Source organism: Vibrio sp. Hal054, assembly GCF_037162405.1.
GTDB classification, from domain to species: domain Bacteria; phylum Pseudomonadota; class Gammaproteobacteria; order Enterobacterales; family Vibrionaceae; genus Vibrio; species Vibrio diazotrophicus.
Genome location: NZ_JARLUT010000002.1, coordinates 902,258 through 925,645 on the forward strand (window position 1 = coordinate 902,258; position 23,388 = coordinate 925,645).

At 43.9% G+C, this 23,388-nt stretch carries 21 protein-coding genes and 1 pseudogene; 13 read left to right on the plus strand and 9 right to left on the minus strand.

From position 1 onward, the window contains the following. Positions 1-59: 59 nt before the first annotated feature. The 4 genes from P4S58_RS20135 to pncB all read right to left on the minus strand — a co-directional run bounded on the left by P4S58_RS20135 (position 60) and on the right by pncB (position 4,159). Positions 60-1,199, minus strand: a complete 1,140-nt coding sequence (locus P4S58_RS20135; protein ID WP_102965172.1) for an amidohydrolase — start codon at positions 1,197-1,199, stop codon at positions 60-62. 30 nt (positions 1,200-1,229) lie between these two features. Beyond that, the gene (locus P4S58_RS20140) at positions 1,230-1,703 is read right to left on the minus strand and encodes a heme-degrading domain-containing protein (RefSeq protein ID WP_102987364.1); all 474 of its coding nucleotides are present in this window, start codon (positions 1,701-1,703) and stop codon (positions 1,230-1,232) included. Further along, entirely contained in the window at positions 1,700-2,740 is a 1,041-nt protein-coding gene (locus P4S58_RS20145) for an oxidoreductase (RefSeq protein WP_337165395.1), read from the minus strand. The genes P4S58_RS20140 and P4S58_RS20145 overlap by 4 nt, the downstream gene beginning before the upstream one ends. A gap of 111 nt (positions 2,741-2,851) precedes the next feature. After that, on the minus strand, positions 2,852-4,159 hold the full coding sequence (gene pncB / locus P4S58_RS20150; RefSeq protein ID WP_337165398.1) for a nicotinate phosphoribosyltransferase: 1,308 nt from the start codon (positions 4,157-4,159) through the stop codon (positions 2,852-2,854). A gap of 301 nt (positions 4,160-4,460) precedes the next feature. Here pncB and P4S58_RS20155 point away from each other — a divergent pair. The 3 genes and pseudogenes from P4S58_RS20155 to P4S58_RS20165 all read left to right on the plus strand — a co-directional run bounded on the left by P4S58_RS20155 (position 4,461) and on the right by P4S58_RS20165 (position 7,301). Beyond that, positions 4,461-5,176: pseudogene (locus P4S58_RS20155) on the plus strand (NUDIX hydrolase). A gap of 199 nt (positions 5,177-5,375) precedes the next feature. Then, complete coding sequence (locus tag P4S58_RS20160) at positions 5,376-6,668, plus strand: hypothetical protein (protein WP_337165399.1); 1,293 nt, start codon at positions 5,376-5,378, stop codon at positions 6,666-6,668. A gap of 288 nt (positions 6,669-6,956) precedes the next feature. After that, positions 6,957-7,301 (plus strand): DUF3316 domain-containing protein, encoded by a 345-nt coding sequence (locus tag P4S58_RS20165; protein ID WP_042479229.1) that lies wholly within the window; start codon positions 6,957-6,959, stop codon positions 7,299-7,301. A 94-nt stretch (positions 7,302-7,395) separates the two neighbouring features. On the opposite strand, the gene P4S58_RS20170 is transcribed toward P4S58_RS20165, so the two are convergent. Then, entirely contained in the window at positions 7,396-8,943 is a 1,548-nt protein-coding gene (locus P4S58_RS20170; protein WP_337165401.1) for a methyl-accepting chemotaxis protein, read from the minus strand. 185 nt (positions 8,944-9,128) lie between these two features. Next, positions 9,129-10,304: an MFS transporter gene (locus P4S58_RS20175; RefSeq protein ID WP_042479239.1), complete on the minus strand. Its 1,176-nt coding sequence runs from the start codon at positions 10,302-10,304 to the stop codon at positions 9,129-9,131. 113 nt (positions 10,305-10,417) lie between these two features. Here P4S58_RS20175 and P4S58_RS20180 point away from each other — a divergent pair, with 113 nt between their 5' ends. Continuing rightward, entirely contained in the window at positions 10,418-11,383 is a 966-nt protein-coding gene (locus P4S58_RS20180) for an endonuclease/exonuclease/phosphatase family protein (RefSeq protein ID WP_337165403.1), read from the plus strand. Here the strand turns inward: P4S58_RS20180 and P4S58_RS20185 are convergent. After that, a complete protein-coding gene (locus P4S58_RS20185; RefSeq protein ID WP_102940002.1) occupies positions 11,372-11,650 on the minus strand; it encodes a GNAT family N-acetyltransferase in 279 nt (92 codons plus the stop codon). The genes P4S58_RS20180 and P4S58_RS20185 overlap by 12 nt on opposite strands. Before the next feature lie 122 nt (positions 11,651-11,772). Between P4S58_RS20185 and P4S58_RS20190 the strand changes: the two genes are divergently transcribed. The 7 genes from P4S58_RS20190 (at position 11,773) to sstT (ending at position 17,984) form a co-directional block, all read left to right on the plus strand. Then, entirely contained in the window at positions 11,773-12,525 is a 753-nt protein-coding gene (locus tag P4S58_RS20190; RefSeq protein ID WP_102953167.1) for a flagellar brake protein, read from the plus strand. A gap of 94 nt (positions 12,526-12,619) precedes the next feature. Continuing rightward, positions 12,620-13,540: a DUF368 domain-containing protein gene (locus tag P4S58_RS20195; RefSeq protein ID WP_337165406.1), complete on the plus strand. Its 921-nt coding sequence runs from the start codon at positions 12,620-12,622 to the stop codon at positions 13,538-13,540. Between the two features lie 150 nt (positions 13,541-13,690). Beyond that, positions 13,691-14,119: a hypothetical protein gene (locus P4S58_RS20200; protein WP_042479254.1), complete on the plus strand. Its 429-nt coding sequence runs from the start codon at positions 13,691-13,693 to the stop codon at positions 14,117-14,119. Next, positions 14,116-14,718, plus strand: coding sequence for an SCO family protein (locus P4S58_RS20205; RefSeq protein WP_042479258.1), 603 nt, complete (start codon positions 14,116-14,118; stop codon positions 14,716-14,718). The genes P4S58_RS20200 and P4S58_RS20205 overlap by 4 nt, the downstream gene beginning before the upstream one ends. Before the next feature lie 4 nt (positions 14,719-14,722). Next, entirely contained in the window at positions 14,723-15,172 is a 450-nt protein-coding gene (locus P4S58_RS20210) for a copper chaperone PCu(A)C (protein WP_042479261.1), read from the plus strand. Between the two features lie 300 nt (positions 15,173-15,472). Next, the gene (rsgA, locus tag P4S58_RS20215) at positions 15,473-16,531 is read left to right on the plus strand and encodes a ribosome small subunit-dependent GTPase A (protein WP_337165410.1); all 1,059 of its coding nucleotides are present in this window, start codon (positions 15,473-15,475) and stop codon (positions 16,529-16,531) included. A 232-nt stretch (positions 16,532-16,763) separates the two neighbouring features. Continuing rightward, positions 16,764-17,984, plus strand: a complete 1,221-nt coding sequence (gene sstT / locus P4S58_RS20220) for a serine/threonine transporter SstT (RefSeq protein ID WP_042479275.1) — start codon at positions 16,764-16,766, stop codon at positions 17,982-17,984. Between the two features lie 73 nt (positions 17,985-18,057). Here the strand turns inward: sstT and P4S58_RS20225 are convergent, their stop codons facing one another. Together P4S58_RS20225 and P4S58_RS20230 are read right to left on the minus strand one after the other, a co-directional pair. Continuing rightward, entirely contained in the window at positions 18,058-18,423 is a 366-nt protein-coding gene (locus P4S58_RS20225) for a bactofilin family protein (RefSeq protein WP_269348517.1), read from the minus strand. 8 nt (positions 18,424-18,431) lie between these two features. Continuing rightward, complete coding sequence (locus tag P4S58_RS20230; protein WP_337165414.1) at positions 18,432-19,379, minus strand: M23 family metallopeptidase; 948 nt, start codon at positions 19,377-19,379, stop codon at positions 18,432-18,434. Positions 19,380-20,229: 850 nt separating this feature from the next. On the opposite strand from P4S58_RS20230, the gene P4S58_RS20235 reads away from it, so the two are divergent. Together P4S58_RS20235 and P4S58_RS20240 are read left to right on the plus strand one after the other, a co-directional pair. Then, entirely contained in the window at positions 20,230-22,122 is a 1,893-nt protein-coding gene (locus P4S58_RS20235; protein WP_337165849.1) for a PTS mannitol transporter subunit IICBA, read from the plus strand. A 93-nt stretch (positions 22,123-22,215) separates the two neighbouring features. Beyond that, a complete protein-coding gene (locus P4S58_RS20240) occupies positions 22,216-23,361 on the plus strand; it encodes a mannitol-1-phosphate 5-dehydrogenase (protein WP_042479285.1) in 1,146 nt (381 codons plus the stop codon). The last annotated feature ends 27 nt before the right edge of the window (positions 23,362-23,388 follow it).

The following is a 23,388-nucleotide window of genomic DNA, read 5'->3' on the forward strand; positions in this document are numbered from 1 at the left end:
CTTAATTTACATAAGTTTAATTCAATAACGGCATCTTAATATGCCGTTATTGTTTAGGTTTAAGCTCTATTTAAACCATTAATCTGTTCGATTAGGTCTGCGAATACCGCTTTACCAACTGGTATTAACTCATCGGGGAAATCGTAATCTGGGTTATGAAGTTGTGGGCTTTTGCTGCCTGAGCCGAGCACAAACATCGCGCCCTCTTTTGCAACCGCTGTAAACTGTCCGAAATCTTCCGACCAGCGCATTGGTTCCTTAAGAATGTGGCAAGGTGTCTGAGTGCTTTGACACGCTTTCACCACCAGCTCAGCGCCAAGTTGCGAGTTCACACTGGCCTGAAAAACATCCTGCCATTCAAGCGACCACGTCAGGCCATGTTGCTGTGCCAGTTCCTGCGCAATTTCTGTTGCTGCATGAACCAAACTCTCCATTGCTTCGTTGGTTTCGCTGCGCAGCGTCGCCATAACCACTGCATCACCCGGTGAAGTACCAAAAGCAATTTCACCAAGAGATGCATGAATAACGGTCACCCAACTTCTTTGAGTAAGGGTTTCAGGTAAGGCAGCCAAGGATTCAATAATGCTGCACATCGCCAAAGCAGGGCTGACTCCATTCTCAGGATGAGCTGCATGAGAGGTTTTCCCTTTGAGGCGAATGATCATCCCGCGAGAAGCGCAGTTAAAAGAACCGGATTTTACCGCTACATGCCCTAACTCCAGACCCGGATAATTATGCAAAGCAAAAGCGAAGTCCGGTAGATAATTGGAAAACGAAGGGTCATTCACCATATTGATAGCCCCTTCTCCCGTCTCTTCTGCTGGTTGAAAAGCGAGAATAACGCGACCAGATTTCGGTTTGTTTTCGGAGAGCATTTCACCTAATGCAGTCACTATTGCCATATGACCATCATGACCACACTTGTGCGACACGCCCTGATGAACCGAACGATGAGCGAAGTCATTACACTCTTCGATTGGTAACGCATCCAACTCACAACGAATTAAGGTTGTGGGCCCTTTTTTGAAACCGTTAAAGACGAAAGCGACGCCATGACCGCCAAGAGAAGACACCGTTTCATCCGGCTGGAAACGCTTAAACACATCTTTGACACGATGAGCGGTTTGATGCTCATGGTTTGAGAGTTCAGGATACTGGTGCAGCGTGCGTCTAAAATCACTCCACGTTGTTTGAGACATAATTCACGACCTCCTTGTCGTTCTCAGTATTTATTGAGCTTTTTGAGATTCCAGCGCTTGCTTCATTGCCTCGGTTACCAGCTCGTGATCTTCCAGCGAGGCCAACCCAGATGCCGTTACCGCTCCCACTAAACCAGAACCTTTGATTCGGATTGGGAATGAGCCGCCGTGAGCACAGTATTCATTCGGGTCAATGTGTGGCTGAGTTTCAAATACTCGCTTCTTCCCCTCATTGTAGAGTGACAAGTAGTAAGTACTTTTGCCATAACAGAGCACTGAATTACGCTTACGACGAATCCAATCCAGCTGATCCGCACTCGAACCCATCATGCAATATTGAAATAAGGTTTGGCCGAAACCAAACACTTCTATCGATATCGACGCGCCTTTTTTCTCGGCAAGTGTTTTAATGCAGGAGCCCAACTGCCAAGCAACATCTTGGTTGAAATATTCCAACTCAAGCTGCTGTTCTTGTTCAATTAAGCTTTCTAGGGTGTAACTCATAGGTTCACCGTGAGCGTTTGACCCGTTTCGCTGCTTTCCATCGCCATCTGAATCAGGGTGATATTTTTCAGTGCTTCCGTCGCTGGTACAGGGTTTTCTGTTCCAAGACGAATAGCCGATGCAACAGCCTTAAAGTACATTTCGTAGCAGCCGTGTTCGGTGGTAATCGTGTGAGATTCATTTTCCAGATACAGTTTGCCGTACGAAGATTCCTCTTCTTTCGCCCAGCCTGATGCGTTTGGTTCCACGCCATCTTTTAGGCACTGCTCTTGCGGGTCTAATCCGTATTTTTCATATTTACCCAAGGTGCCTAATACCTTGTATCGCAAGTTCGGCTCTGGGCTATACATGTTGCCGTGCAAGTGAACCAGATGTTCTGGGTAATGCAGAATGAGATTAAAGTAATCGTTGGTGGTCGAACCCGGGCGCATGTTTCTGCATTGTGCATTGATGGCTTGTGGCATCCCGAACAACATAAGCGCCTGATCCAGCAAATGAGGCGCTAGATCAAACAGAATGCCGCCGCCGTCAGCGGACATTTCTCTCCAACGTTGGCGAACTTCCGGACGGTAGCGATCGAAGTGAGATCCAAACAATTTCACTTCGCCAAGGCGGCCCTCATCAATGAGTTTTTTCACTGTAAGAAGATCACCATCCCAGCGGCGGTTGTGGAACACGCTCAGCACGAGTCCTTTCTCTTCAGCCAGAGCGATGAGCTCTTCACCCTCTTCCACTCGAGTAACAAACGGCTTTTCAACGATAACGTGTTTGCCATTTTCCAGAGCGCGTTTTGTCAGTGAGTAATGCACATCGTTTGGCGCGGTGATGATCACCAGTTCTGCATCACTGTTATCTAGTAATTCATTCGCATCAGCAAACCACTTCGCTTGCGGCCAGTCAGCTTCAACACTCGCTTGTTGACTGGAGCTGATAGCGGATAACTCTAATTCTGGTAGCGCTTTGATAAATGGAAGATGGAAGGTTTTTGCGGAAAAGCCGTAACCAATAACGGCTGTTTTTACTGGAGTGAAACTCATATCAAAGCAATCCTTTTTAGAGGCGGAATGAAACCGGTATCGTGACATAAAAATAAAGCCCTCTCTAGTGAAAAAACCAGAGAAGGCTCATTTAATAGTATGACTGACGGATTAAGCAGCGACGATGTACTTGTGCTTAGTCTGCTTTTGTTTCTTGAGCGATTTAATCAAGGCATCGATATCGACTTCAATATCGAATCTGCGCTTCAAGTTGGCGAGAAACAGTGGGTCTTCACACATGGCTTTTTCCGGCTCATCACTGATCTTCGCTACAGGTCTGCCATTGCACTCTGTCAACTTAATCACGATAGAAAGCGGCTTGTAGCTCTTGCCCTGATCATTCTGCCAACCTGCGAGATCGTTAGTCAAAAACGTACCGATACCGAAGGAAATCTGAACTCGACCTGCAAAGTATTCGCACAGATCCAATGCTTCATTGAAGTTCAATCCGTTGGAGAAAATGAAGATTTTTGATTTCGGGTCAATACCAAGGCTTTCATAGTGAGCAATCATTCGGTCGCCCCACTTAAACGGGCAACCGGAATCGTGCCTAACGCCACTGTAGGCTTTAGCTAGGTGCATATTGAAGTCACTGATGAAAGCATCAATCGTGAGTGTATCTGTTGGTGCAATAGCGATCTGGCCTTCAAATGCGTTTAGCCATTGTTCAAGTGCCACGCGCTGAGAATCACGTACATTCACTAACGCTTGATGCCCCATGAACCACTCGTGGGCGATAGTGCCAATTGGTTTTAAATGAAACTCACGGGCAAAGTGGCAGTTACTGGTACCCAATAACAATTCCGGTATTTCTTTTTTAAGATGCGCCATCACATCTCTTTGCACCTGACCGGAGAAGCGGCGGCGCGTCCCCATTTCGGTTAGTGAGAAATTGGTAATGCCGCGTTTAGCGATTTCTGATTTCAGCAATGCTATTTTCTCGGCAAACACTTGTATTGGCAGTTCAGCAGGCACATCCGCCCAACGGCGACGGTTGCGAACTTCAGACACAATCGCCATCACTATGGTTTCGTACAAGATGGTGTCACGCCAAGAACCTTGAATGCTGATTCGCAGCTGATTTTTACCGTCCTGTTTAACCACATCTAACTCAACCTGACGTTCAGGCTGGAAGTGGAAATAGCGTAAAGACTGAATGAACGACGGTTTCAAATGCGGGAAAAGAGCACCTAAATAGGCGATATCAGCATCCGAGAATCTTAAAGAGGACAGATGAGCAATTTCTTCACCAACTTCTTCCAGTAAGTCACTGACATCTTCATCGCTACGAACAATCAGTTCATAACGCACTTGTGCATCAGGATAGTTGGAATGAATCGCCTGCATCATATTGATTTTATAGGCATCTAAATCCAATAGACTGCGGATGATTTGAGGAGAGAATAGGCGATTGCTCATGATGCCTTCCTTCTGTTTACTGCAAGGAGTGGTTCGCGTTAGTAACATTTTGTTCCTAACTTTGCCATAAACAATAATTCAACCCTTTTAGTTTGTCAAACTTTGTTACAAACCACACAAAAAGTGTCGTTTTATAGCTCTGGAACTCGTCTGCATTGATTCATTTTAATTACAGAGACTTATTGCAACTACCTCCGTCTTTTCTAAAATTTCCAATCTAGTTTGTCACGATATGTTATTTACATTGACCCTCAATATTCACTTGCCTAGAATGGTGCCACCAAATGTCAGGATTCTTATTATGATTGTTACCATTGATATGGTTTGCCTTCGTCTCGCACCATCGGGGATTCAGACCCTACTCGTAAAACGCTGTAACCCAAACCGCCCTGACTGCGGTAAATGGGCGCTGCCGGGCGGATTCGTTTACGACGAAGATATGACCAGTCAAGGGGCGAGCCCGCAGATGAAGATTTCAATTCTGCACACCGAAGAATCTGTCGCCAAAAGATACACACCTATCCCAATTACATCAGTGATCCTCTGGTGGATGGCAACCCTAAACGAGATCCGGAAGGCTGGAGTATCAGCATTTCTCACTATGCGCTTCTCAATCCATCCAATGTTCAGCAAATCGAAAATGCAGGAACAGACAAAAGCCGCGCGGATTGGTTTGACTTGCCACCTTTGCTTGATGAAAAAATGGAACTGGCTTTTGACCACGTCGCACAGATTCAGCACGCATGGAAAAAGCTTAGAGCGGCGGTGGAATATACCTCTGTGGTTCTGTTCCTATTGGAAAAAGAATTCCTGGTGGCAGACATTATTGATGCCTACAGCAAGTTTGGCGTTGAAGTAAACCGTATGACTATCAAGCGACGCTTGATTGACACTGGCATTATTGTCAGTGCCAACAAAATTGCAGCGTCGAGCAAAGGTAAAGGCGGCAAACCTGCAAATGTATACAAGTTAGCGACTAACGAAGTTAGCTATTTCCAGACTTGCTTGCGTGGTTAAACCGCCCATTTTTAGTGCGCCTAAATTTTATTCACAATCGCTATTGCGCCCGCAACATTGATGAGTAATATGTAAACAATCATACCGTTACGGCTTGAAGCTTTTTGTTCAAGCGTTTTGTGTATAAACAACAATAATTCCAACAAATATCGCCACTTCCCTACATTTCATTCACTTTTCGTTTGGCGTACTTAAAACTATGAAACCCTCTGTTGCTGCTACTGGCGGCTGGTTGTTAATGCTTAGCGTACTACTTTCGCTCGTCGCTCAGATCACAGGTCTATTCAGCGGCTATTGGGCGGGACTTCCTATCTGGCTAGTCGTCATGCTGTTCGTGTCCTACGTCAAACCAACACAAAGAAAACAAATTATCCTGCTGATGCTACTGGGCTCAATTGGCTTGCTCTACGGAGTGTTCAAAGGGCTTGATGGACGTTATCTGTTAAAAGCCTTAGATGCCAACCAAACCGTGGTGGCGATGATCGTCGGCGTTGGGTTTCTTCGTATTTTCGCGGTCAATAGCGTCAAAACAGGAGAAACGCTCCCTCAAGGCAAAAGCGCTGTTATTCGGACTCTGCTTGGCGCTCATCTATTTGGCACTGTGCTCAACATATCGTCCGTTATGATTATCGGCGATAAGCTGGCAACACAAAGCAAACTCAGAACAACTCAAGGTTTAGTGTTACTGAGAGGCTTCGCTGCCTGTGCGTTATGGTCACCGTTTTTTGCTTCTATGGGTTTAGCGTTGACCAGTGCTCCCGGCTCAGAACTTGGTACCTTGGTAAGCTACGGTATTCCGGTATGCGCTGTGGCATTAGCCATAAGCGGCTGGCAACTTGTTCGTCGAGCAGATGCAGACTCTGTTTCGGGCTACCCAATTTCTATCTACTCTTTGTGGATGCCCGCTTTACTTGCATCCGTTGTAATCGCCGCTCATAAGTTCTATCCGCACATTAGCGTACTCTCTCTGGTGACTTTAACGTCTTTGTGCTTTATCGCTTTGTGGCTTCTGATTAATAAGGGCTATCACGCAATTGTCGCGGCACGTAACCATATTGAGTCTGGAATTGCCAATTCCAGCGGCGAAGTGGTTCTGTTTGCTGCCGCTGCAATGCTCGCCTCCGGAGTTGCTGCCTCTTTAGATGCAATGAACATTCAATTAGCACCGCAACATTTTGGCCCGATTGAAGCTAGTGTGACTGTCGCCGTACTGATTGCTTTGGCGATGACAGGAATGCACCCAGTAACCAGTGTGGTACTGGCGGGCAGTGTACTTGCGCCTTCAATGGCAGACCCTAATATGCTTGGTTTAACTCTACTGATGGGCTGGTCATTAGGCATTACCGCCTCACCTTTTTCTGGTGTCCAACTCAGTATTCAGTCTCGCTACGATATCAGTGCAAAAGCATTGCTTAAGGCCAACTGGCGCTACATCACCATCATGTATCTGGTTTGCTGTTCTGTGCTCTGGTGGTATTCGACTCAGATATAACGCACTAAACCTTACTGTGTACGTAATAATGCGAACAAAATTTGGTCAATAGTTTTACAGTGTTAGAAAAAACCGCAACTAAATCAGGATTGTCAGAAAGTTGAAGATAAGATTTCTATCGTTTTACATTGGTTGACGGACTCCTTACATGTCTGTTGTTAGGATAATTTCGTGCTCAACATGCACATGATACCCAAACAACAAGTTGTCACGGGCAGATGAATAGCATCAACACCGTGTCGCTTTTTGTCGGAAGGGCATAACAACGACAGTTAAAGGAGTATTCACATGAAAAAAGCGCTCGCATTAATCACTATGATGGTCGTAAGTGGTAGTGTATTGGCTGCTACCCAAACCAAACAATCAGAAACCACACTGCAAACAGAAGTGTTCAATTCTGAACAAAAAGCGCAGCAAGCAGGATTCAAAATTATTCACGATTTGAGAGAGTTATCTTCGGAAGAGCTCACTTTCAAGCTAGGTGTTGTTGAACCGCTGGTTGTTCCTGACAGCGTTAAAATCAACAACAGCGAACTGAAAGTTGAATCAATTATGGTTGAACCGGACAAAACGTCTTATCGCGGTTTAGTCAATGTTGATTACCAATACGACATCAAAGATCATAACAACTAGCCTCGACTTCTTACCCCTATATAAGTTAGTCACGCTAAATTGATGACAACGGAGTGTCATCAATTTGCTGCTTACCAAACTAACAGGTGATCTATCAGTTACGTTCAAACTGACTGATGAGTCTCTGCAACTCTTTAAGATTTGCTACCAACACTCTGGTACGGTTCACCGAGTCAGCCGAAGACTGAGCGGTTTTTTCCGTTAACGTCTTAATATTGACCGCATTCGCGGTGATCTCTTTGGTCGCAATCGCCTGCTGCTCTACTGCAACCGCTATCTGCTGACTTCGGTCAGATACCTGCTCCAGTTTTGACGTGATATCGTTGATCATCCCGCCAGTTTCGTCTGCGCTTACAATACACTGCTGAGACAAATCTGAACCACGCTGAATGGCGTTTACACCTTGAGCCGCAAGATCTTGCAGTTCTGTAATCATGCTATGAATTTCGGTTGTCGAGTCATTGGTTTTAATCGCTAAGTGACGAACTTCGTCTGCCACCACAGCAAATCCCCGACCAGACTCTCCAGCTCGTGCAGCTTCAATCGCCGCGTTTAACGCAAGTAAATTGGTTTGCTCTGAAATCGCACTGATCACATCTAGGATCGATTCAACCTGCTTGGTATGGGCAGACAATGTTTTCAAAATAGTCTGGCTGTTGAGCAGCTCTTTATCCAACTCATTAACTTTGCTCACGGTTGCTTTAATGCTCTTTAAGCCAGTAATGGATTCAGAACGAGCTTCCTGAGTGAGTTGAGAAGTCAGCGAAGCCGCACTGGCGATATCGTGAATAGAGTATGTAAGTTCCTCTACTGCTGATGCGACTTGTTCCGTTTCAGCATGTTGCGCGGTTAAGCTTTGCTCTATCGATTTGGCCGTTTCAAACTCATGTTGGGCATCTTTCAAAATACGACCAGAAGTATCACCGCTTCGCGCTGTAACAGCTCTTAACTCAGCCTTGCGCATCATAAGCGCCAGTTCTACTTGGGAAAACTCGTCGCGACGGCCGGTATACACCTTTTCTAACAGAGGATTGGAATAGGCTTCGCTAGCCAATGCCTGCATATGACTTAATCGGCGCTGTACATGGGCGATTCCGATCATTAGCGCTAATAGAAATGCACTGGAAAGCGCACCCAATAACCAAGTCTGCTGCTGCAACATCCAATAAAGATTAGTTGCCAATCCGAGAACACTTATCAACATCAGAAGTTTGGTTAAAGGAGAACGCGTAAGGGAGATTTTTTTACCCGCGTTAATTGCTTTGTAAAGCGCATCAGCGCGCTTCACCTGTTCAGCCGTAGGTTTAGAGCGAACCGATTGATACTCAATGATCTCGCCCTTTTCGTTTTTTATCGGTGTGACGAATGCAGAAACCCAGTAATGCTTAGAGCTTTTGCATTTGTTTTTAACTATGCCCATCCAGCTTTTGCCTTCCTGGATGTAGCTCCATAGTTGTCCGAACGCCGCTTTGGGCATATCTCCATGACGAACTAGGTTATGAGGATTACCCAGCAACTCTTCCTGCGAGTACTCAGCAATGTCACAAAACACTTGGTTTGCATAAGTGATGTGACTAGAACGATCAGTTGTAGAAATAAAACTGACGTGATCTGGGTAATCTTTGTTTTCAGTAACTTCCATGCAAATAGCGCTCACTAACGTTCATGTTGAAATGTAATTTCAAAAATTACGATATATTTTGCAGCTTTTTTAACATGGGATAGCCGTCGCGACTTTGACCCTAATCAATTCAGAAACTTATCAATAAGATGCTTATCATAACTGAGACAAATGAACATTTTTGCATCGTACCGTTTTTAACTACATCAAGCCCAACGGAATAGACGTACTTCATTTCCTTCTTCTGGCTGTTTAGGAATATTCAGAGATAGCAGCAGTGATACACACGCCATTCCTGCACCGATATAGAACACCGCCGCTGGCGATATGAGCCATAGCATACCGAAACTGACTGGAATAATGACGGCTGCAATATGGTTGATGGTAAATGCCACACCCGCTGTCGACGCCATATCGGCTGGATCGGCGATTTTTTGAAAGTAGGTTTTCACAGCCAGAGCCAAGGCGAAGAAAAGATGGTCTATAACATAGAGTCCCGCAGCCCAGTGTGCATCTGTCACCACAGCATAGCCAACAAAGACACCAATCAACCCAACATACTCAACAATTAACGCTTTGCGTTCGCCAACCACACCGATAAAACGACCAATTTTTTTGGCAAATAAGAAGTTAAAACCGTAGTTGATTAAGAAAAGTAACGTGATGTCTGCTGCTGTATAACCGAATTTCTCAACCATTAAGAAGCCAGCAAACACAGTGAAGATCTGGCGGCGAGCACCACTCATGAAGGTCAAAGCGTAGTAAAGCCAGTAACGCTTACGTAAAACCAACTTCTTGTTTTGCGGTGTAGCCGATTTGAACTCTGGAAATGCAACGGCAGCGACAATAACTAGGGCCAAAGCAAGTCCGCCAGTAATGCCATACACCCATTCATAACTTAAATGCAGTTGCTCAAGCATGATCCACAATGCGCTGTAAGTCAGCAGCGACGCCAGTGCGCCTATAGAGATCATCTTACCGAGCATTTCTGGTGCTTCATCTTTACTGAGCCACTGCAGTGATAGTGACTGCTTCAATGTTTCGAAATAGTGGAAACCCGTAGACATCAACAAAGTGGTTAGCAACAAGCCGGTCAGAGAAGGAAACAACCCCGTGATTGCTGTACCCAACGTCAGCATCATAAGGGAGATCAACAGAAAGCGTTGCTCTCGGATAAAAAGCAGAACAAAAACAGCAGTGAAAGCGAGAAACCCCGGTACTTCACGAACACTTTGCAACAAACCGATATCGGCTCCATCAAAGTTCGCTTTTTCAATCACAAAGTTATTGAGCAGTGCCATCCAGCTAGCAAACGCAATCGGAACAATCGCTGAAATAACCATTAAGAAGTTTTGTGGGGTACGCCAAGTTTTAGTGTTCATTAAAAGTATTATCATCCTTGTTATCATATTATCAGTCTAACCAATACCGCTATAGCTGTAACCTAACTATTAATACTAGGGTCTCCAGATCCTAATAAAAATAGGAGCAATCGATGCAAATCCGTTTTGCTACCGCAAACTTGTTCAACTATCTCTCTCCCCCTAACGCATTTTACGAGTTCAATAATATTTACGAGCTCAACCAATGGCATAAAAAACAACAGTGGTTAGAACGGAAATTATTAACCTTAGATGCGGATGTGGTCGGGTTTCAGGAGATCTTCAGCGCAGAAGCACTGCAGGCGCAGTTAAAGCCGCTAGGTTACTCATATTTCGCTGTTGTAGACCAACCAAAGGTATCTCAAGACTACATTTACACTCACCCAGTAGTCGGTATTGCTTCACGTTATGAACTGACAGAAATAGAGGCCGTTGAGGCCAAGAAACCAAATTCTGATGATGCTTTTACCTTCTATCGTAAACCGCTTAGAGCAACGTTGAACCATCCTGTGCTAGGGAAAGTGGATGTCTATATCGTTCACTTTAAATCACAGCGGCCGACATTAGAGGACAAGGAAGAAGGTTCGAGCGTGTTTGAAACATGGCAACAAGAAAACTATGGCAACTGGCTTTCCACTGTGCAGCGTGGATTCGAAGCAACACTATTGCATCAAGCGATCATGGAGAGAAAAAGAGCCACTGGGCATCCGGTGGTATTAATGGGTGATTTTAACCAACTGCTTGATAGCCAAGAGTTCGCCTGCTTACGTTCTACTCATCGTTTTCGCCAGCCGGATTCTTACCTGCCGCTCCTCCCCTACCATCTTACCGATAGCTGGGAGCTGTATTGCCATACGGGAAAGGTTCAGCGTCAACCAACTCATTACACAGGAGCTTCAGGGCAAGTTTTGGATTACATACTGATGTCGAGCGAATTCGGCTTAGAGACAGACCGCAATATCGCCCGAGTCATTGATTTTCACGTTGAGGATCAGCATCTGATCAATCCAAGTTTCGAGCTGGATAAATTCGCCAGTGACCATGCATTTGTAAGCGTCACGCTAGAGTTACGCTCGTAAATGTTGCCATTGCGGATGGCGATCTAAATAGTGTTTTACGTAGCTGCAAACGGGCACAATCTTAAACCCTTGCGTTTCAATCAATGGTAAAACGCTTTCCATCATAATTTTTCCGTAGCCTTTTCCCTGTAATTCTTGTGGGACTTTGGTCGACGTTATATGCATAGCCTTATCGAAGAACTGATAGCGCACAACCGCGTAATGCTCACCTTCAAGGTGGACGCGAAAGCACTCGTTCTCTCTGTCGTAAATAACGGTATGTTCCATTTTTATATCCAAAATGATAATTAAGTCTTAATTTATAACCATGACGAATTGAAAGTCTGAATGCATCACCATAAAATCTCAACTCTTAAAAAAAATATAAATTATCTTGTTGGAGATTATGGATGAGCTCGCCGCAACCAGCGACTAAAAGTACTAAAACAAATGTCGCGAAAACGACTAAATCCGTTATCACCCTCAATAGTACCGACGCTCTTGCAATGGTCGAGCACGGTAGCGAATTGAAGTTGAACATTACCACTCCCGTCGGCACAAAGTTTATCTGTAGAACACCATTTATCGGTACTCACTCTGACACGTATCTTCTCGCTGAAATTCCAAATATCTCAGCGAGCGATATGAGCTTTTATTTTCAAGAAGGTTTCTGGATCAATATTCGTGCAATATCTTCGCGTGGCGAAGGCGCAATGATCCACTTTCGCAGTCAGTTGTTGCATGTCGTTCAAGAGCCAATCCCGCTGGCCATGCTGTCAATACCAAGCTCAATGCAAGTAACACAACTGAGGAAGGAACCTCGCTTTGATGTCAATCTGCCAGGCAGAGTGATCTGTGGTGAACACAAAGCCAGTGGCGAAGTTCGTGATTTATCCAAATGTGGCTGCCGATTTATCGCCCCACCAGTAGGTAAAACGTATCAAGTCGGTGAAATGGTCTCGATAGAGATCTTTGCAGATCAACGTGGCACTAAAGTTTTTGCGCCATTAACGGGTAAAGTTTGTAACCTACAACGTTCCACTCACTATGCACGTTACGGTATGGAGTTTGATGAAGCTGGGCAAAAGAATGCTAAGAATCTACTCAGCCAGCTGAAATTCAATGGCACCAAGCTAACGTTGAACGTCGAACGTATTGCATAAAGCCTTAAAATCTCGATATCTCACCAAAACCTAGGAGTATGGACGTTCCTTTTTCGTTATACTCCTCATCACTATTCTCATTTAAAGGTTTGAAATGAACTACTTTAGTACTTTCATTAAAGGAATGGCGATGGGCGCAGCGGATGTTGTTCCCGGCGTTTCAGGTGGTACCATCGCATTCATTACCGGCATTTACGATACTTTGCTGGAAAGTATTCGACGCATAAATCCAAGCTTACTCGGCATTTGGAAGCGCGAAGGTTTTGCCGCTGCATTCCAGTATATTAACGGCTTTTTCCTCATTTCGCTGTTTGCAGGAATATTCACCAGTATTGCTACTTTTGCAAAACTTATCTCTTGGGCATTGGTCACCCACCCTATCCCAACGTGGTCTTTCTTCTTTGGCTTAATCCTTGTTTCGGTGTTCCACATGCTCAAACAAGTGGAGCACAAAACCGCATCGCGTTGGGTATGTTTGGCTCTAGGTGTCGCCTTTGCTTATAGCATTACGATTTTGAAACCACTGAGCCTCGAACTTAGCAACATCAACATCATCTTTGCAGGTGCAATTGCTATTTGCGCGATGATCTTGCCGGGTATTTCAGGCAGTTTCATTTTGCTGCTAATTGGCATGTATGCAACGGTATTGGGTGCGGTGAAAAACGCACAAATCGACGTCTTACTATTGTTTTTATCTGGCTGTGTGATTGGCTTACTGAGCTTCTCTCACGTGCTTTCTTGGTTGCTTAAACGATTCCGTGAAGTCACCTTAATGTTCCTCACGGGTTTAATGCTGGGCACTTTGCCGAAAATCTGGCCGTGGAAAGAGACAATTTCATGGCGCACTAACTCTCATGGTGAACAAGTGCCACTGGTTCAGCACAACTTGTCGCCATTTGAGTTTGAAGCGATCACCTCTCAGTCTTCGCAGCTATTGATTGCTGTTGTCTTTATGTGCTGTGCAATCGCATTAGTTTTGGGACTAGAAAAATACGCAGAGAAACACGACATTTAATCGTTTCAGATTCCCTTAATAGGCGGCTTCAGTCGCCTATTCATCTCCTCAATGTTTGCTTGAACCCTTCCACATTTTGCCCTACTTTTCCTAAACTTAATCTCCGTTTATGCTAGGATGCGCACACCTTTCCTAACCATGTGTAAGAAAATGCGTTCAGCGTTAAAACTACTCTTCATTATTGCCGCACTTCTTGCTGGTTTCTTTGCAAGCGACATCATTAAGCTCTTCTCATCTGAAACAAAGAGCACTGATCTGTCTCAATACTGCGTATTGTCAACGACCCCTTGCTCGCAGCAGAATATCTCAATGACTCTTGCTCAGGACAAAGTACATCCTCTGGTGGCAAATCGTCTCTCGGTTTCATGGCCTAACAGCGATTCTGAGCAGCTTGAGCTGCGACTACAAGGTGTCGAAATGGACATGGGAACCGTAAAATACGTACTTAAGAAAACAGAGTCTGGCAAATTTGAATCTGACATCATATTGCCCGTATGTACCAGTGACTCAATGACATGGGTAGGACAACTCACTGACGGTAAAACAACGGTTCTACCAGCATTAAGGATGGAACGATGAGTAAAAATTGGTCTTTAGTTTTAATCATGGCATTCGTACTTGGTTTTGGTACCAAAAGCTATTTTGATTCTCAGAAAACGCTAGAACAAGAAGAGATGCAATCCGCGTCTGACGTAACACTGTACGGTGAAAAAAACCAAGCGGTGAATATCTTTGATACGTCGGACAAGCGTATCCGTATTGTCTATTTTGGCTTTACTCGTTGTCCGGACGTTTGCCCAACTTCGCTTGCCATGCTGGCAGGGGCATTAAATCAGATTGATGATGAAACAAAAAAACAGCTAAGACCCATGTTTGTTTCGTTAGATCCAGAGCGTGATGATGCAGAGTCTTCTGCGACCTATGCTCACTACTTCCATGCAATGATAGAGGGCCTATCTGGCTCTCTGGATATTACAGCATCGTTGGCGAATCGATACGGCGTGATTTTTCGTAAAACCGAATTACCTAACTCGGAGCTCAAGTACACGCTCGACCACAGCTCCTATTTTTATTTCTTAAAACCCGATGGCACTCTAATAACAAAAGTTCCACATACGCAGAACCCTGCGCCAATAGTGGAAGCGATAAAAGAAGTCACTCAACCAACAAAAGGATGAAACAATGAAAGGTAAAGCCCTGTTACTCATCAGCTTATTAGCAAGCCCTTTAGCCTACGCAAAAATGGACATCATGGTTCATAACCCCTACGCGAGAGCGACACCTCCTACCGCAGTAACCAGCGCAGTATTTGGTGACATTGTTAACCGAAGCGACACTGACCGATACATTGTTTCAGCAACCACACAAGCAGCCGGAAAAGTAGAATTGCATGACGTCATCAATGAAGGTGATGTGATGAAAATGCGTCAGGTTTCAGAGTTAAAAGTCCCGGCCAAAGGCAAACTGGAATTGAAGCCGGGTAGCTTCCACATCATGTTATTTAAACTGCCAAAACCATTGGCTGAAAATGAAGAAATCGATATTCAACTCACCTTCAAAAATGGTGAGCAACTCACTTTTAAAGCACCAGTTAAAAAGGTCATGAGTGGCATGAAAATGGAACATAATTAATACCAAAGCGACTGCAGCTGCGGTCCAACTTTTGTATTGATAAGACCATAAAAAAGAGGTGGGCATTCCCGCCTCTTCTGCTATTATTTGCATAGATTTAAACCAGAAATATTTAGGAGATTTTGATGATTGTACTTAAAACCCACAGCGCAACTTCAGAGAAGAAAGCTTAATCTTCAACTCTTTCTTTCCCTCGAATTGCCCGGTGTTCAACTAAACCGGGGTCACACCTTTATTCGGCCCTAGTCATATTTAATTGCGTTATAAGACAGCGTACCTACGCGTGTCTGGGGTAACCAAATGAGTTTAAACGAAACTTTATCACTTTCTTTGCCACAATTAGGATGGCGACCTGTTTACCAGCAACAATTAAGCTGGGATGAATTAGAAACGGCAATTCCCGCGCGTATTAGTGAACATCACCGGACTGGCTACATTTGTTGGACAGAGAACGGCGAAATTCACTTAGATATTCACGCAAAACTGCCTCCAATGACCGTTGGAGACTGGGTACTGCTCGACCGCGAAACGAACCAGTTTGTTAAGTTGCTAGACCGCCAGTCGCTTTTTAGTAGAAAAGCCGCAGGTATTAAGTCTTACGAACAACTTATCGCTTCTAATGTTGATACCGTGTTTATCGTCTCATCGCTCAATCAAGACTTTAATCTCAGTCGAATAGAACGCTATCTGGCTCTTGCGAAAGAAGCTCAAGTAGAGCCTGTTATTGTGCTGACTAAAGCCGATCTATGTGACGATGCGGATGACAAAAAACAGCAGGTTCAGGCACTGAATCCAATACTGTACGTGGAATCTATCAACGCACTGTCCAGCGAAAGCTGTCAGAGTTTGAAAGCATGGTGCAAAGTTGGAAAAACGATAGCCGTTATGGGTTCTTCTGGTGTGGGTAAATCTACCTTAGTCAATACGCTGATGGGTAGTGACATACAAGAAACCAGTGGTATTCGTGAACACGATAGTAAAGGCCGCCACACAACCACATCACGTTCACTGCTTTCTATGCCTTCAGGTGCATTGTTACTTGATACGCCAGGAATGAGAGAGCTTCAAATCTCTGATTGTGAACAAGGCATCGAAGAAGTATTTGCAGACGTTGCCAATTTGGCGGACAAGTGCCGCTTTAGCGATTGCAAACACATTAGCGAGCCGGGTTGTGCCGTTCTAAAAGCGATAGAAAGTGAAGAGCTTGATGAAAGAAGACTGCGTAACTATCGCAAACTTCTTGCTGAGCAAGCACGCAATAGTGAATCGATTGCGGAAAGGCGTTCCAAAGAGAAAGATTTTCACAAACACGTCAAAAGCGTGATGAAGGAAAAACAATCTAGGGAAAAAGGATATTAATCCAGAATATTAGCAAAGGGTGATATTTCACCCTTTATTTTTATAAAATATATGCGCTACAAATACGCAACATTTCATCAAAAATGTGTCGAAATTCAACATCTCTGTTAAATATTATTCTATCTATAAATAAATCCTAGACACATTGTCCTGCAACGTTAATATTACCCCCTACAGCAAGTACTGCTGTAAACATTACAATTCAAACTATTTATTCATTGCAGGGATAATTATGCAAAGCAACAATATTTTTGCCCGCTTCGCTCGTGGCAATCTGGTGCTTCAGATCCTCGTTGGTATCGTTTTAGGTGCTATCGTGGCGACTGTTTCTCCAGATTCTGCGCAAAGTGTTGGCTTACTTGGTAACCTTTTTGTCGGTGCTCTAAAAGCCGTAGCGCCAGTACTTGTTTTCATCTTGGTAGCCGCGTCGATTGCAAATCAAAAGAAAAACCAACACACATACATGCGTCCTATCGTAGTTTTATACCTACTAGGCACATTTACCGCTGCTTTAACAGCCGTTGTACTTAGCTTCCTTTTCCCAACAACTTTGACACTTGTTGCGGGCGCTGAAGGTGCAAACCCTCCACAAGGTATTGCAGAAGTACTGAACACCCTTCTATTTAAACTGGTTGATAACCCTGTGAATGCGCTGATGACAGCGAACTACATCGGTATTTTGGCTTGGGGTGTTGGTTTAGGTTTAGCGTTGCATCATGCATCAGCAACAACAAAAGCAGTGTTTGAAGATCTGAGCCACGGTGTTTCTCAAATCGTTCGCTTCATCATTCGCCTAGCACCATTCGGTATCTTCGGCCTTGTGGCGTCTACATTTGCGACAACAGGTTTCGGCGCATTGGCGGGCTATGCTCAGCTTCTTGCGGTTCTACTAGGTGCAATGGCAATTATTGCTCTGATCGTTAACCCATTGATCGTATACGTTAAGACAGGCGAAAACCCATACCCACTAGTTCTACAATGTTTGCGTGAAAGTGGTGTAACTGCGTTCTTCACTCGTTCAAGCGCAGCAAACATCCCTGTTAACATGGCTCTTTGTGAGAAGTTAGATCTGGATGAAGATACTTACTCAGTATCGATTCCTCTAGGTGCAACCATCAACATGGCGGGAGCAGCGATCACGATTACTGTTCTTACACTTGCTGCTGTAAACACGCTAGGCATTGAAGTTGATCTATTGACTGCTGTACTGCTAAGTGTGGTAGCTGCGGTATCCGCTTGTGGTGCATCAGGTGTTGCTGGTGGTTCACTGCTTCTGATCCCTCTAGCATGTGGCCTGTTCGGCATTTCAAATGACGTTGCGATGCAAGTTGTTGCTGTTGGCTTCATTATCGGTGTGATTCAAGATTCTGCTGAAACTGCGCTAAACAGTTCAACGGACGTTGTGTTCACAGCTGCTGTATGTAAAGCAGAGCACAAGAAATCTCAAAAATAAGCAGTAACTATAGTTACTCGCCGTTGTAAAAAAATCCGCCTCATTGGGCGGATTTTTTTATGACTTTAAATCATTACTTCTTCGCAGCGACTTTAGGTTCGTGATCTTTTATCTCCTGAACTTTAGTCTCTTGAGCTTTCACTTCTTTCACCTTATCTGCAAGTTCAACCACTGATTTGTTATCAGTGTTGTTTTCTGCAGGATGAGTAACACCATTGAAGCGGCCACCCTGTTCGATACTTAAATCGTCACTGTAGATGGTACCTGTGACCTTACCGCGTCTAAGGATTTCTATTTTAGCTGCGTGGCAAGTTCCTTCAAACTCGCCGTTAATCACAAGGTGTTTAGCGAAAATTTCACCAACAGCACGACCTGATTCGCTAATGATTAAAGTTTTATCTACGTGAATTTCACCTTCAACCGTGCCATCCACTTGCATATTGCTTTCTACCCGGAATTTTCCGTTGATTGAACAGCCCTTTGCAATGAGAGTGGTAGCTGAGTGCTGACTCTTAGCTCGACTTGATTTACCAAAGATTCCCATCGAATACCTTTAACCTCACTAAATATCGTCTCAAAGTTATTTATCCCCCAATGAACAAAAGGCTTGGGATCTAATGAACGGCCGACGAATCGAATTTCATAATGTAAATGTGGTCCAGAAGAAAGACCGCTGTTGCCCGAATATGCTATCAAGTCACCCTTTTGTACAAAGTCGCCACTTTTAACTGCGAACTTTTGTAGATGTGAGAATGAACTGCTGAATCCGTGCATATGCAATAAGCGCAGAAAATTACCCGAGCCTTGATTACTCCTACGGGTGATTTCCACAACACCATCTGCTGGTGCATAAATTGGAGTCCCAGTATTTACCGCGAAATCTTGGCCCCTATGGAACGCCGCTTTACCCGTAACTGGGTGTACCCTTTTACCATAACTAGACGAAATTCGTCCTTTTTGTACAGGAGAACCGCTTGGAATTTGAGTCAACATCACCATCCTAACTGATGAAGTAATTGCAGCCGTATCTAAACGAGACTCCAATTCGGAAGATGTCTCTCCCATTCCGAGCACTTTCTCAAGGTCACCTAGCTTATCAGAAACAAGTTGTATTTTTTCTTCACGTTCCAGCAAGTCCCCTTCCAAACTCTCCTTTAAACTTTTAAGGGAAGAAACTTCCTCAGACAGTGTTAATGATTTATTTTCCAACTCAATCTGCTTTAAGCGCGCAAAATATGCATCGTTTATCAGCTTATAAATAAATGCTCCCGTGGCAAGTACACTGGCAAGAAGCAAATAACCAGCACCTTTCAAGCAGTACCGATAGAGCTTCCCTAGATGGAAATGCCGTGTACCGTTAATAGACGAAACGGAAACTATTACGTTCTCTTTCATTCACAAATTCTATTGTCCATATTGAAAGTGCCGGAATTCTATCAAGGAAATGCAACTGGCTAAACCACTTGGTTGCCGTAGTTGCTTCCAATTCACACTTCTTAGCGACTTTTCCTTGTTATTAATCATTCATGAAATGCAAATAGATATGAAACTAAGTGACTGATTTAATTTAGTGTTTACTCATATTAGTGCACATTTATGCTAATAAGAGAAACCCAAGATTAAGATTCTACCCACAAACGAATCAGAGCATGGCGTTAAGTTACCCCTGCAAACCCACAACTGATTGCTTTCTGTTTACACAAAACATGAGGGCAACCAATATGCAACAAAGCACAAAAATACCGCATGAAACTTGTCCGTTTTATTGCCAACTTGAGAATACCCAAAAACCAAATCTGGCTGCTTTTTGTACACCATAATTCCTGTATCTAAATTACAAATATCTCATTAATTATTTTTCCAATTTATTTCAAAGTGTGAAATAAATACACAAACGTGACCAAGATCACTCTAAAAATCTTACCAAGTCCTTAATTTGGCAAATATGTGACACAGGTCGACTTATTTAAAAATGATTTTTTATCCACAACGAGATGTTGATCATTTAATATTTATTGACATTTTCTAAATTAATAATTTGTAGCAAAATTACATAGTAGAAAAATGAAGAAGATCACAAAGAAATTATTTGAATGGCATCAATTATGATTGGTTGATCACAAAAAACCCGTTCTCAGAGCCAACTAGAAATTGTGTGGTAAATTTATTGAGTGTTATTCAATCAGCGGTTTTGGCGAACCGTTACTACAACAAAACTAATCAGAACATCGAACGGGGTAAACTTATGTTATCACCAGAAGCAAAGGTCAAGGTACAAAATTTTGGCCGATTCCTTTCTAATATGGTAATGCCGAACATCGGCGCATTTATCGCTTGGGGCTTTATTACAGCACTATTCATTCCTACTGGCTGGATTCCAAATGAAACACTATCCAGCATGGTCGGTCCTATGATCACTTACTTGCTACCGCTACTTATCGGTTATACCGGTGGTAAAATGGTTGCAGGCGATCGTGGTGCAGTTGTTGGTGCAGTAACCACTATGGGTGTCATCGTTGGTACTGACATTCCAATGTTCATGGGTGCAATGATTGCAGGTCCTCTGGGCGCTGTTGCTATCAAGAAATTCGACCAAGCTGTTCACGGTAAAGTGAAAAGCGGCTTCGAAATGCTAGTGAACAACTTCTCTGCTGGTATCATCGGTATGATCTGCGCAATCATTGCGTACTTGGTTATCGGTCCTGCAGTGAAAGTACTTTCTACTGGCCTTGCTGCTGGCGTAAACACTCTAGTTGAATCAGGTTTACTACCTCTTACTTCACTTTTTGTTGAGCCTGCTAAAATCCTATTCCTGAACAATGCGATTAACCACGGTATCTTCTCACCACTTGGTATTCAGCAGTCTGAGGAACTAGGTAAGTCAATCTTCTTCTTAATCGAAGCTAACCCAGGCCCAGGTCTTGGTCTACTTATCGCTTACATGGTATTCGGTAAAGGTAGTGCTAAACAATCAGCGGCTGGTGCTTCAATCATCCACTTCCTAGGTGGTATTCACGAGATCTACTTCCCATACGTACTTATGAACCCACGTCTAATCATCGCTGTAATTGCAGGTGGTATGACTGGTGTATTCACTAACGTATTGTTCGATTCTGGTCTTGTATCTCCAGCATCTCCTGGTTCTATCTTCGCAGTTCTACTGATGACACCAAAATCTGCATTCACTGGCGTTATCCTATCAGTAATCTGTTCAGCAGCTGTTTCATTCTTTGTTGCATCACTACTGATGAAAACTCAGAAGCAAACAACTGAAGATGACGATTCTCTAGAGCAAGCAACTAGCCAAATGCAAGGCATGAAAGCGTCTTCTAAAGGTCAAAACCCAGTTGCTGCAAACATCGACATGGGTGCCGTTCGTAAAATCATCGTAGCTTGTGACGCCGGTATGGGTTCAAGTGCGATGGGTGCGAGCTTGCTACGTAAGAAAGTTGATGCTGCAAAACTAGATATCGAAGTAACAAACCTAGCAATTAACAACCTTCCAAACGATGTAGATATCGTTGTCACTCACCGTGATCTTACAGACCGTGCACGTAAACATGCGGCTAATGCTAAGCACATTTCGCTATCAAACTTCCTTGATAACGCTTTGTACGACAACTTAGTGGCAGAACTTACAGCGGCGAAAGAGGGCGCACTAAAAAAGCCTGAAGCACCAGCAAACACTAACTCTAGTGAAGACAAAACACTAAAGCTATCCAATGAAAACATCTTCTTGGGCTTAACTCCGAAGAGCAAAGAAGAAGTGATCAAGTTTGCTGGTGAACAACTTGTAAGACTGGGCAATGTAGCACCTGAGTATGTCGAAGGCATGCTAGCTCGAGAGCAACTGGTGTCTACATATCTGGGTGAGTCCATCGCTGTTCCTCACGGAACTATCGAAGCTAAGCAATACGTTAAGAAAACCGGCATCGTCTTTTGCCAATTCCCTGAAGGTATTCAGTGGGGTGAAGACGAAGATGATGTAGCGAAATTGGTTATCGGTATTGCTGCGCAAGGTGATGAACATATTCAAGTTATCACTGCTATCACCAACTCACTTGATGACGAAGAAGCCATCGAGTGTTTGAAGACCACAACTAACCCTGGTGATGTTCTTCGTATATTAAATGGCTAATTAGCGTTTTGAGCCATGCTCCTACACGATGAACTTAAGGCCGGTCTCCCCCGACTGGCCTTCTTTTAAATTTGAATTTTTGGAAGGTATGTTATGAAAGCGTTGCATTTTGGTGCCGGCAACATTGGCCGCGGTTTTATTGGTAAGTTACTCGCAGACGCAAACATTCACGTTACATTCACAGACGTCAATCAGGTGGTTGTAAATGCACTGATTGAACGAAAGGAATATCCTGTAAAAGTAGTAGGCGCTGATTGCGTTACAGAGATTGTAACCGGTGTCACTGCTATTAATTCTAATGACCCAGCGGTAGTCGACTGTATTGAAGAAGCAGATATTATTACTACTGCGGTTGGACCTACAGTTTTAAGAATCATTGCAAAAACATTAGCTCAGGGGCTTGAAAAAAGAGTCAAGAGCGGTAAGACTTCGCCTCTAAATATTATTGCCTGTGAAAACATGGTACGTGGCACCACTCAGCTAAAAGAAGCCGTATTTGAGCTTCTAGCAGATGATGTGAAGCCACAAGTAGAACAGTTTGTTGGTTTTGTTGACTCAGCTGTAGACCGTATCGTTCCTCCAGCAGAAGACGGAGAAACCGATCCTCTGGCAGTAACGGTAGAAACATTCAGCGAGTGGATTGTCGACGAAACTCAGTTTAAAGGCGACATCCCTAACATTCCTGGTATGGAATGCACAGACAACCTAATGGCATTTGTAGAGCGTAAGCTGTTTACCCTGAATACGGGTCACTGTGTGACGGCTTATTTAGGTAACATTGCCGGCCACAAAACTATCCGTGAAGCCATCGAAGATCCTGCTATTCGTAGCGAAGTGAAACAAGCGATGGAAGAGAGTGGTGAAGTACTGATTAATCGTTACGGGTTTGAAAGAGAAAAACACGCAGCCTATATCGAAAAGATTCTAGGACGTTTTGCGAATCCTTACCTTGTTGACGAAGTGGATCGTGTTGGTCGCCAACCAATCAGAAAATTGGGGCCAAATGATCGACTCATTAAACCTTTGCTCGGTACCATTGAGTACAACGTAGCAAATGGCACTCTACTAAAAGGCGTAGCGGCTGCACTGAAATACACTAATGACAGTGACCCGCAAGCAGTAGAACTGCAAGCATCTCTTCAAGACGTGGGCGTGAAAAAGACTCTAGCGCATTACACGGGTTTGAATGAGAACAGCAAAGAAATACAACAAATTGAAGCTTTATACGCTCAACTTTAAAAGAAAGAGTGAACGTTATATAAAGCG

Coding starts and splice junctions, on each gene's coding strand:
- P4S58_RS20135 (WP_102965172.1), bottom strand. CDS start 1,199: ATGTCTCAAACAACGTGGAGTGATTTTAGACGCACGCTGCACCAGTAT.
- P4S58_RS20140 (WP_102987364.1), bottom strand. CDS start 1,703: ATGAGTTACACCCTAGAAAGCTTAATTGAACAAGAACAGCAGCTTGAG.
- P4S58_RS20145 (WP_337165395.1), bottom strand. CDS start 2,740: ATGAGTTTCACTCCAGTAAAAACAGCCGTTATTGGTTACGGCTTTTCC.
- pncB (WP_337165398.1), bottom strand. CDS start 4,159: ATGAGCAATCGCCTATTCTCTCCTCAAATCATCCGCAGTCTATTGGAT.
- P4S58_RS20160 (WP_337165399.1), top strand. CDS start 5,376: ATGAAACCCTCTGTTGCTGCTACTGGCGGCTGGTTGTTAATGCTTAGC.
- P4S58_RS20165 (WP_042479229.1), top strand. CDS start 6,957: ATGAAAAAAGCGCTCGCATTAATCACTATGATGGTCGTAAGTGGTAGT.
- P4S58_RS20170 (WP_337165401.1), bottom strand. CDS start 8,943: ATGGAAGTTACTGAAAACAAAGATTACCCAGATCACGTCAGTTTTATT.
- P4S58_RS20175 (WP_042479239.1), bottom strand. CDS start 10,304: ATGAACACTAAAACTTGGCGTACCCCACAAAACTTCTTAATGGTTATT.
- P4S58_RS20180 (WP_337165403.1), top strand. CDS start 10,418: ATGCAAATCCGTTTTGCTACCGCAAACTTGTTCAACTATCTCTCTCCC.
- P4S58_RS20185 (WP_102940002.1), bottom strand. CDS start 11,650: ATGGAACATACCGTTATTTACGACAGAGAGAACGAGTGCTTTCGCGTC.
- P4S58_RS20190 (WP_102953167.1), top strand. CDS start 11,773: ATGAGCTCGCCGCAACCAGCGACTAAAAGTACTAAAACAAATGTCGCG.
- P4S58_RS20195 (WP_337165406.1), top strand. CDS start 12,620: ATGAACTACTTTAGTACTTTCATTAAAGGAATGGCGATGGGCGCAGCG.
- P4S58_RS20200 (WP_042479254.1), top strand. CDS start 13,691: ATGCGTTCAGCGTTAAAACTACTCTTCATTATTGCCGCACTTCTTGCT.
- P4S58_RS20205 (WP_042479258.1), top strand. CDS start 14,116: ATGAGTAAAAATTGGTCTTTAGTTTTAATCATGGCATTCGTACTTGGT.
- P4S58_RS20210 (WP_042479261.1), top strand. CDS start 14,723: ATGAAAGGTAAAGCCCTGTTACTCATCAGCTTATTAGCAAGCCCTTTA.
- rsgA (WP_337165410.1), top strand. CDS start 15,473: ATGAGTTTAAACGAAACTTTATCACTTTCTTTGCCACAATTAGGATGG.
- sstT (WP_042479275.1), top strand. CDS start 16,764: ATGCAAAGCAACAATATTTTTGCCCGCTTCGCTCGTGGCAATCTGGTG.
- P4S58_RS20225 (WP_269348517.1), bottom strand. CDS start 18,423: ATGCAAGTGGATGGCACGGTTGAAGGTGAAATTCACGTAGATAAAACT.
- P4S58_RS20230 (WP_337165414.1), bottom strand. CDS start 19,379: ATGAAAGAGAACGTAATAGTTTCCGTTTCGTCTATTAACGGTACACGG.
- P4S58_RS20235 (WP_337165849.1), top strand. CDS start 20,230: ATGTTATCACCAGAAGCAAAGGTCAAGGTACAAAATTTTGGCCGATTC.
- P4S58_RS20240 (WP_042479285.1), top strand. CDS start 22,216: ATGAAAGCGTTGCATTTTGGTGCCGGCAACATTGGCCGCGGTTTTATT.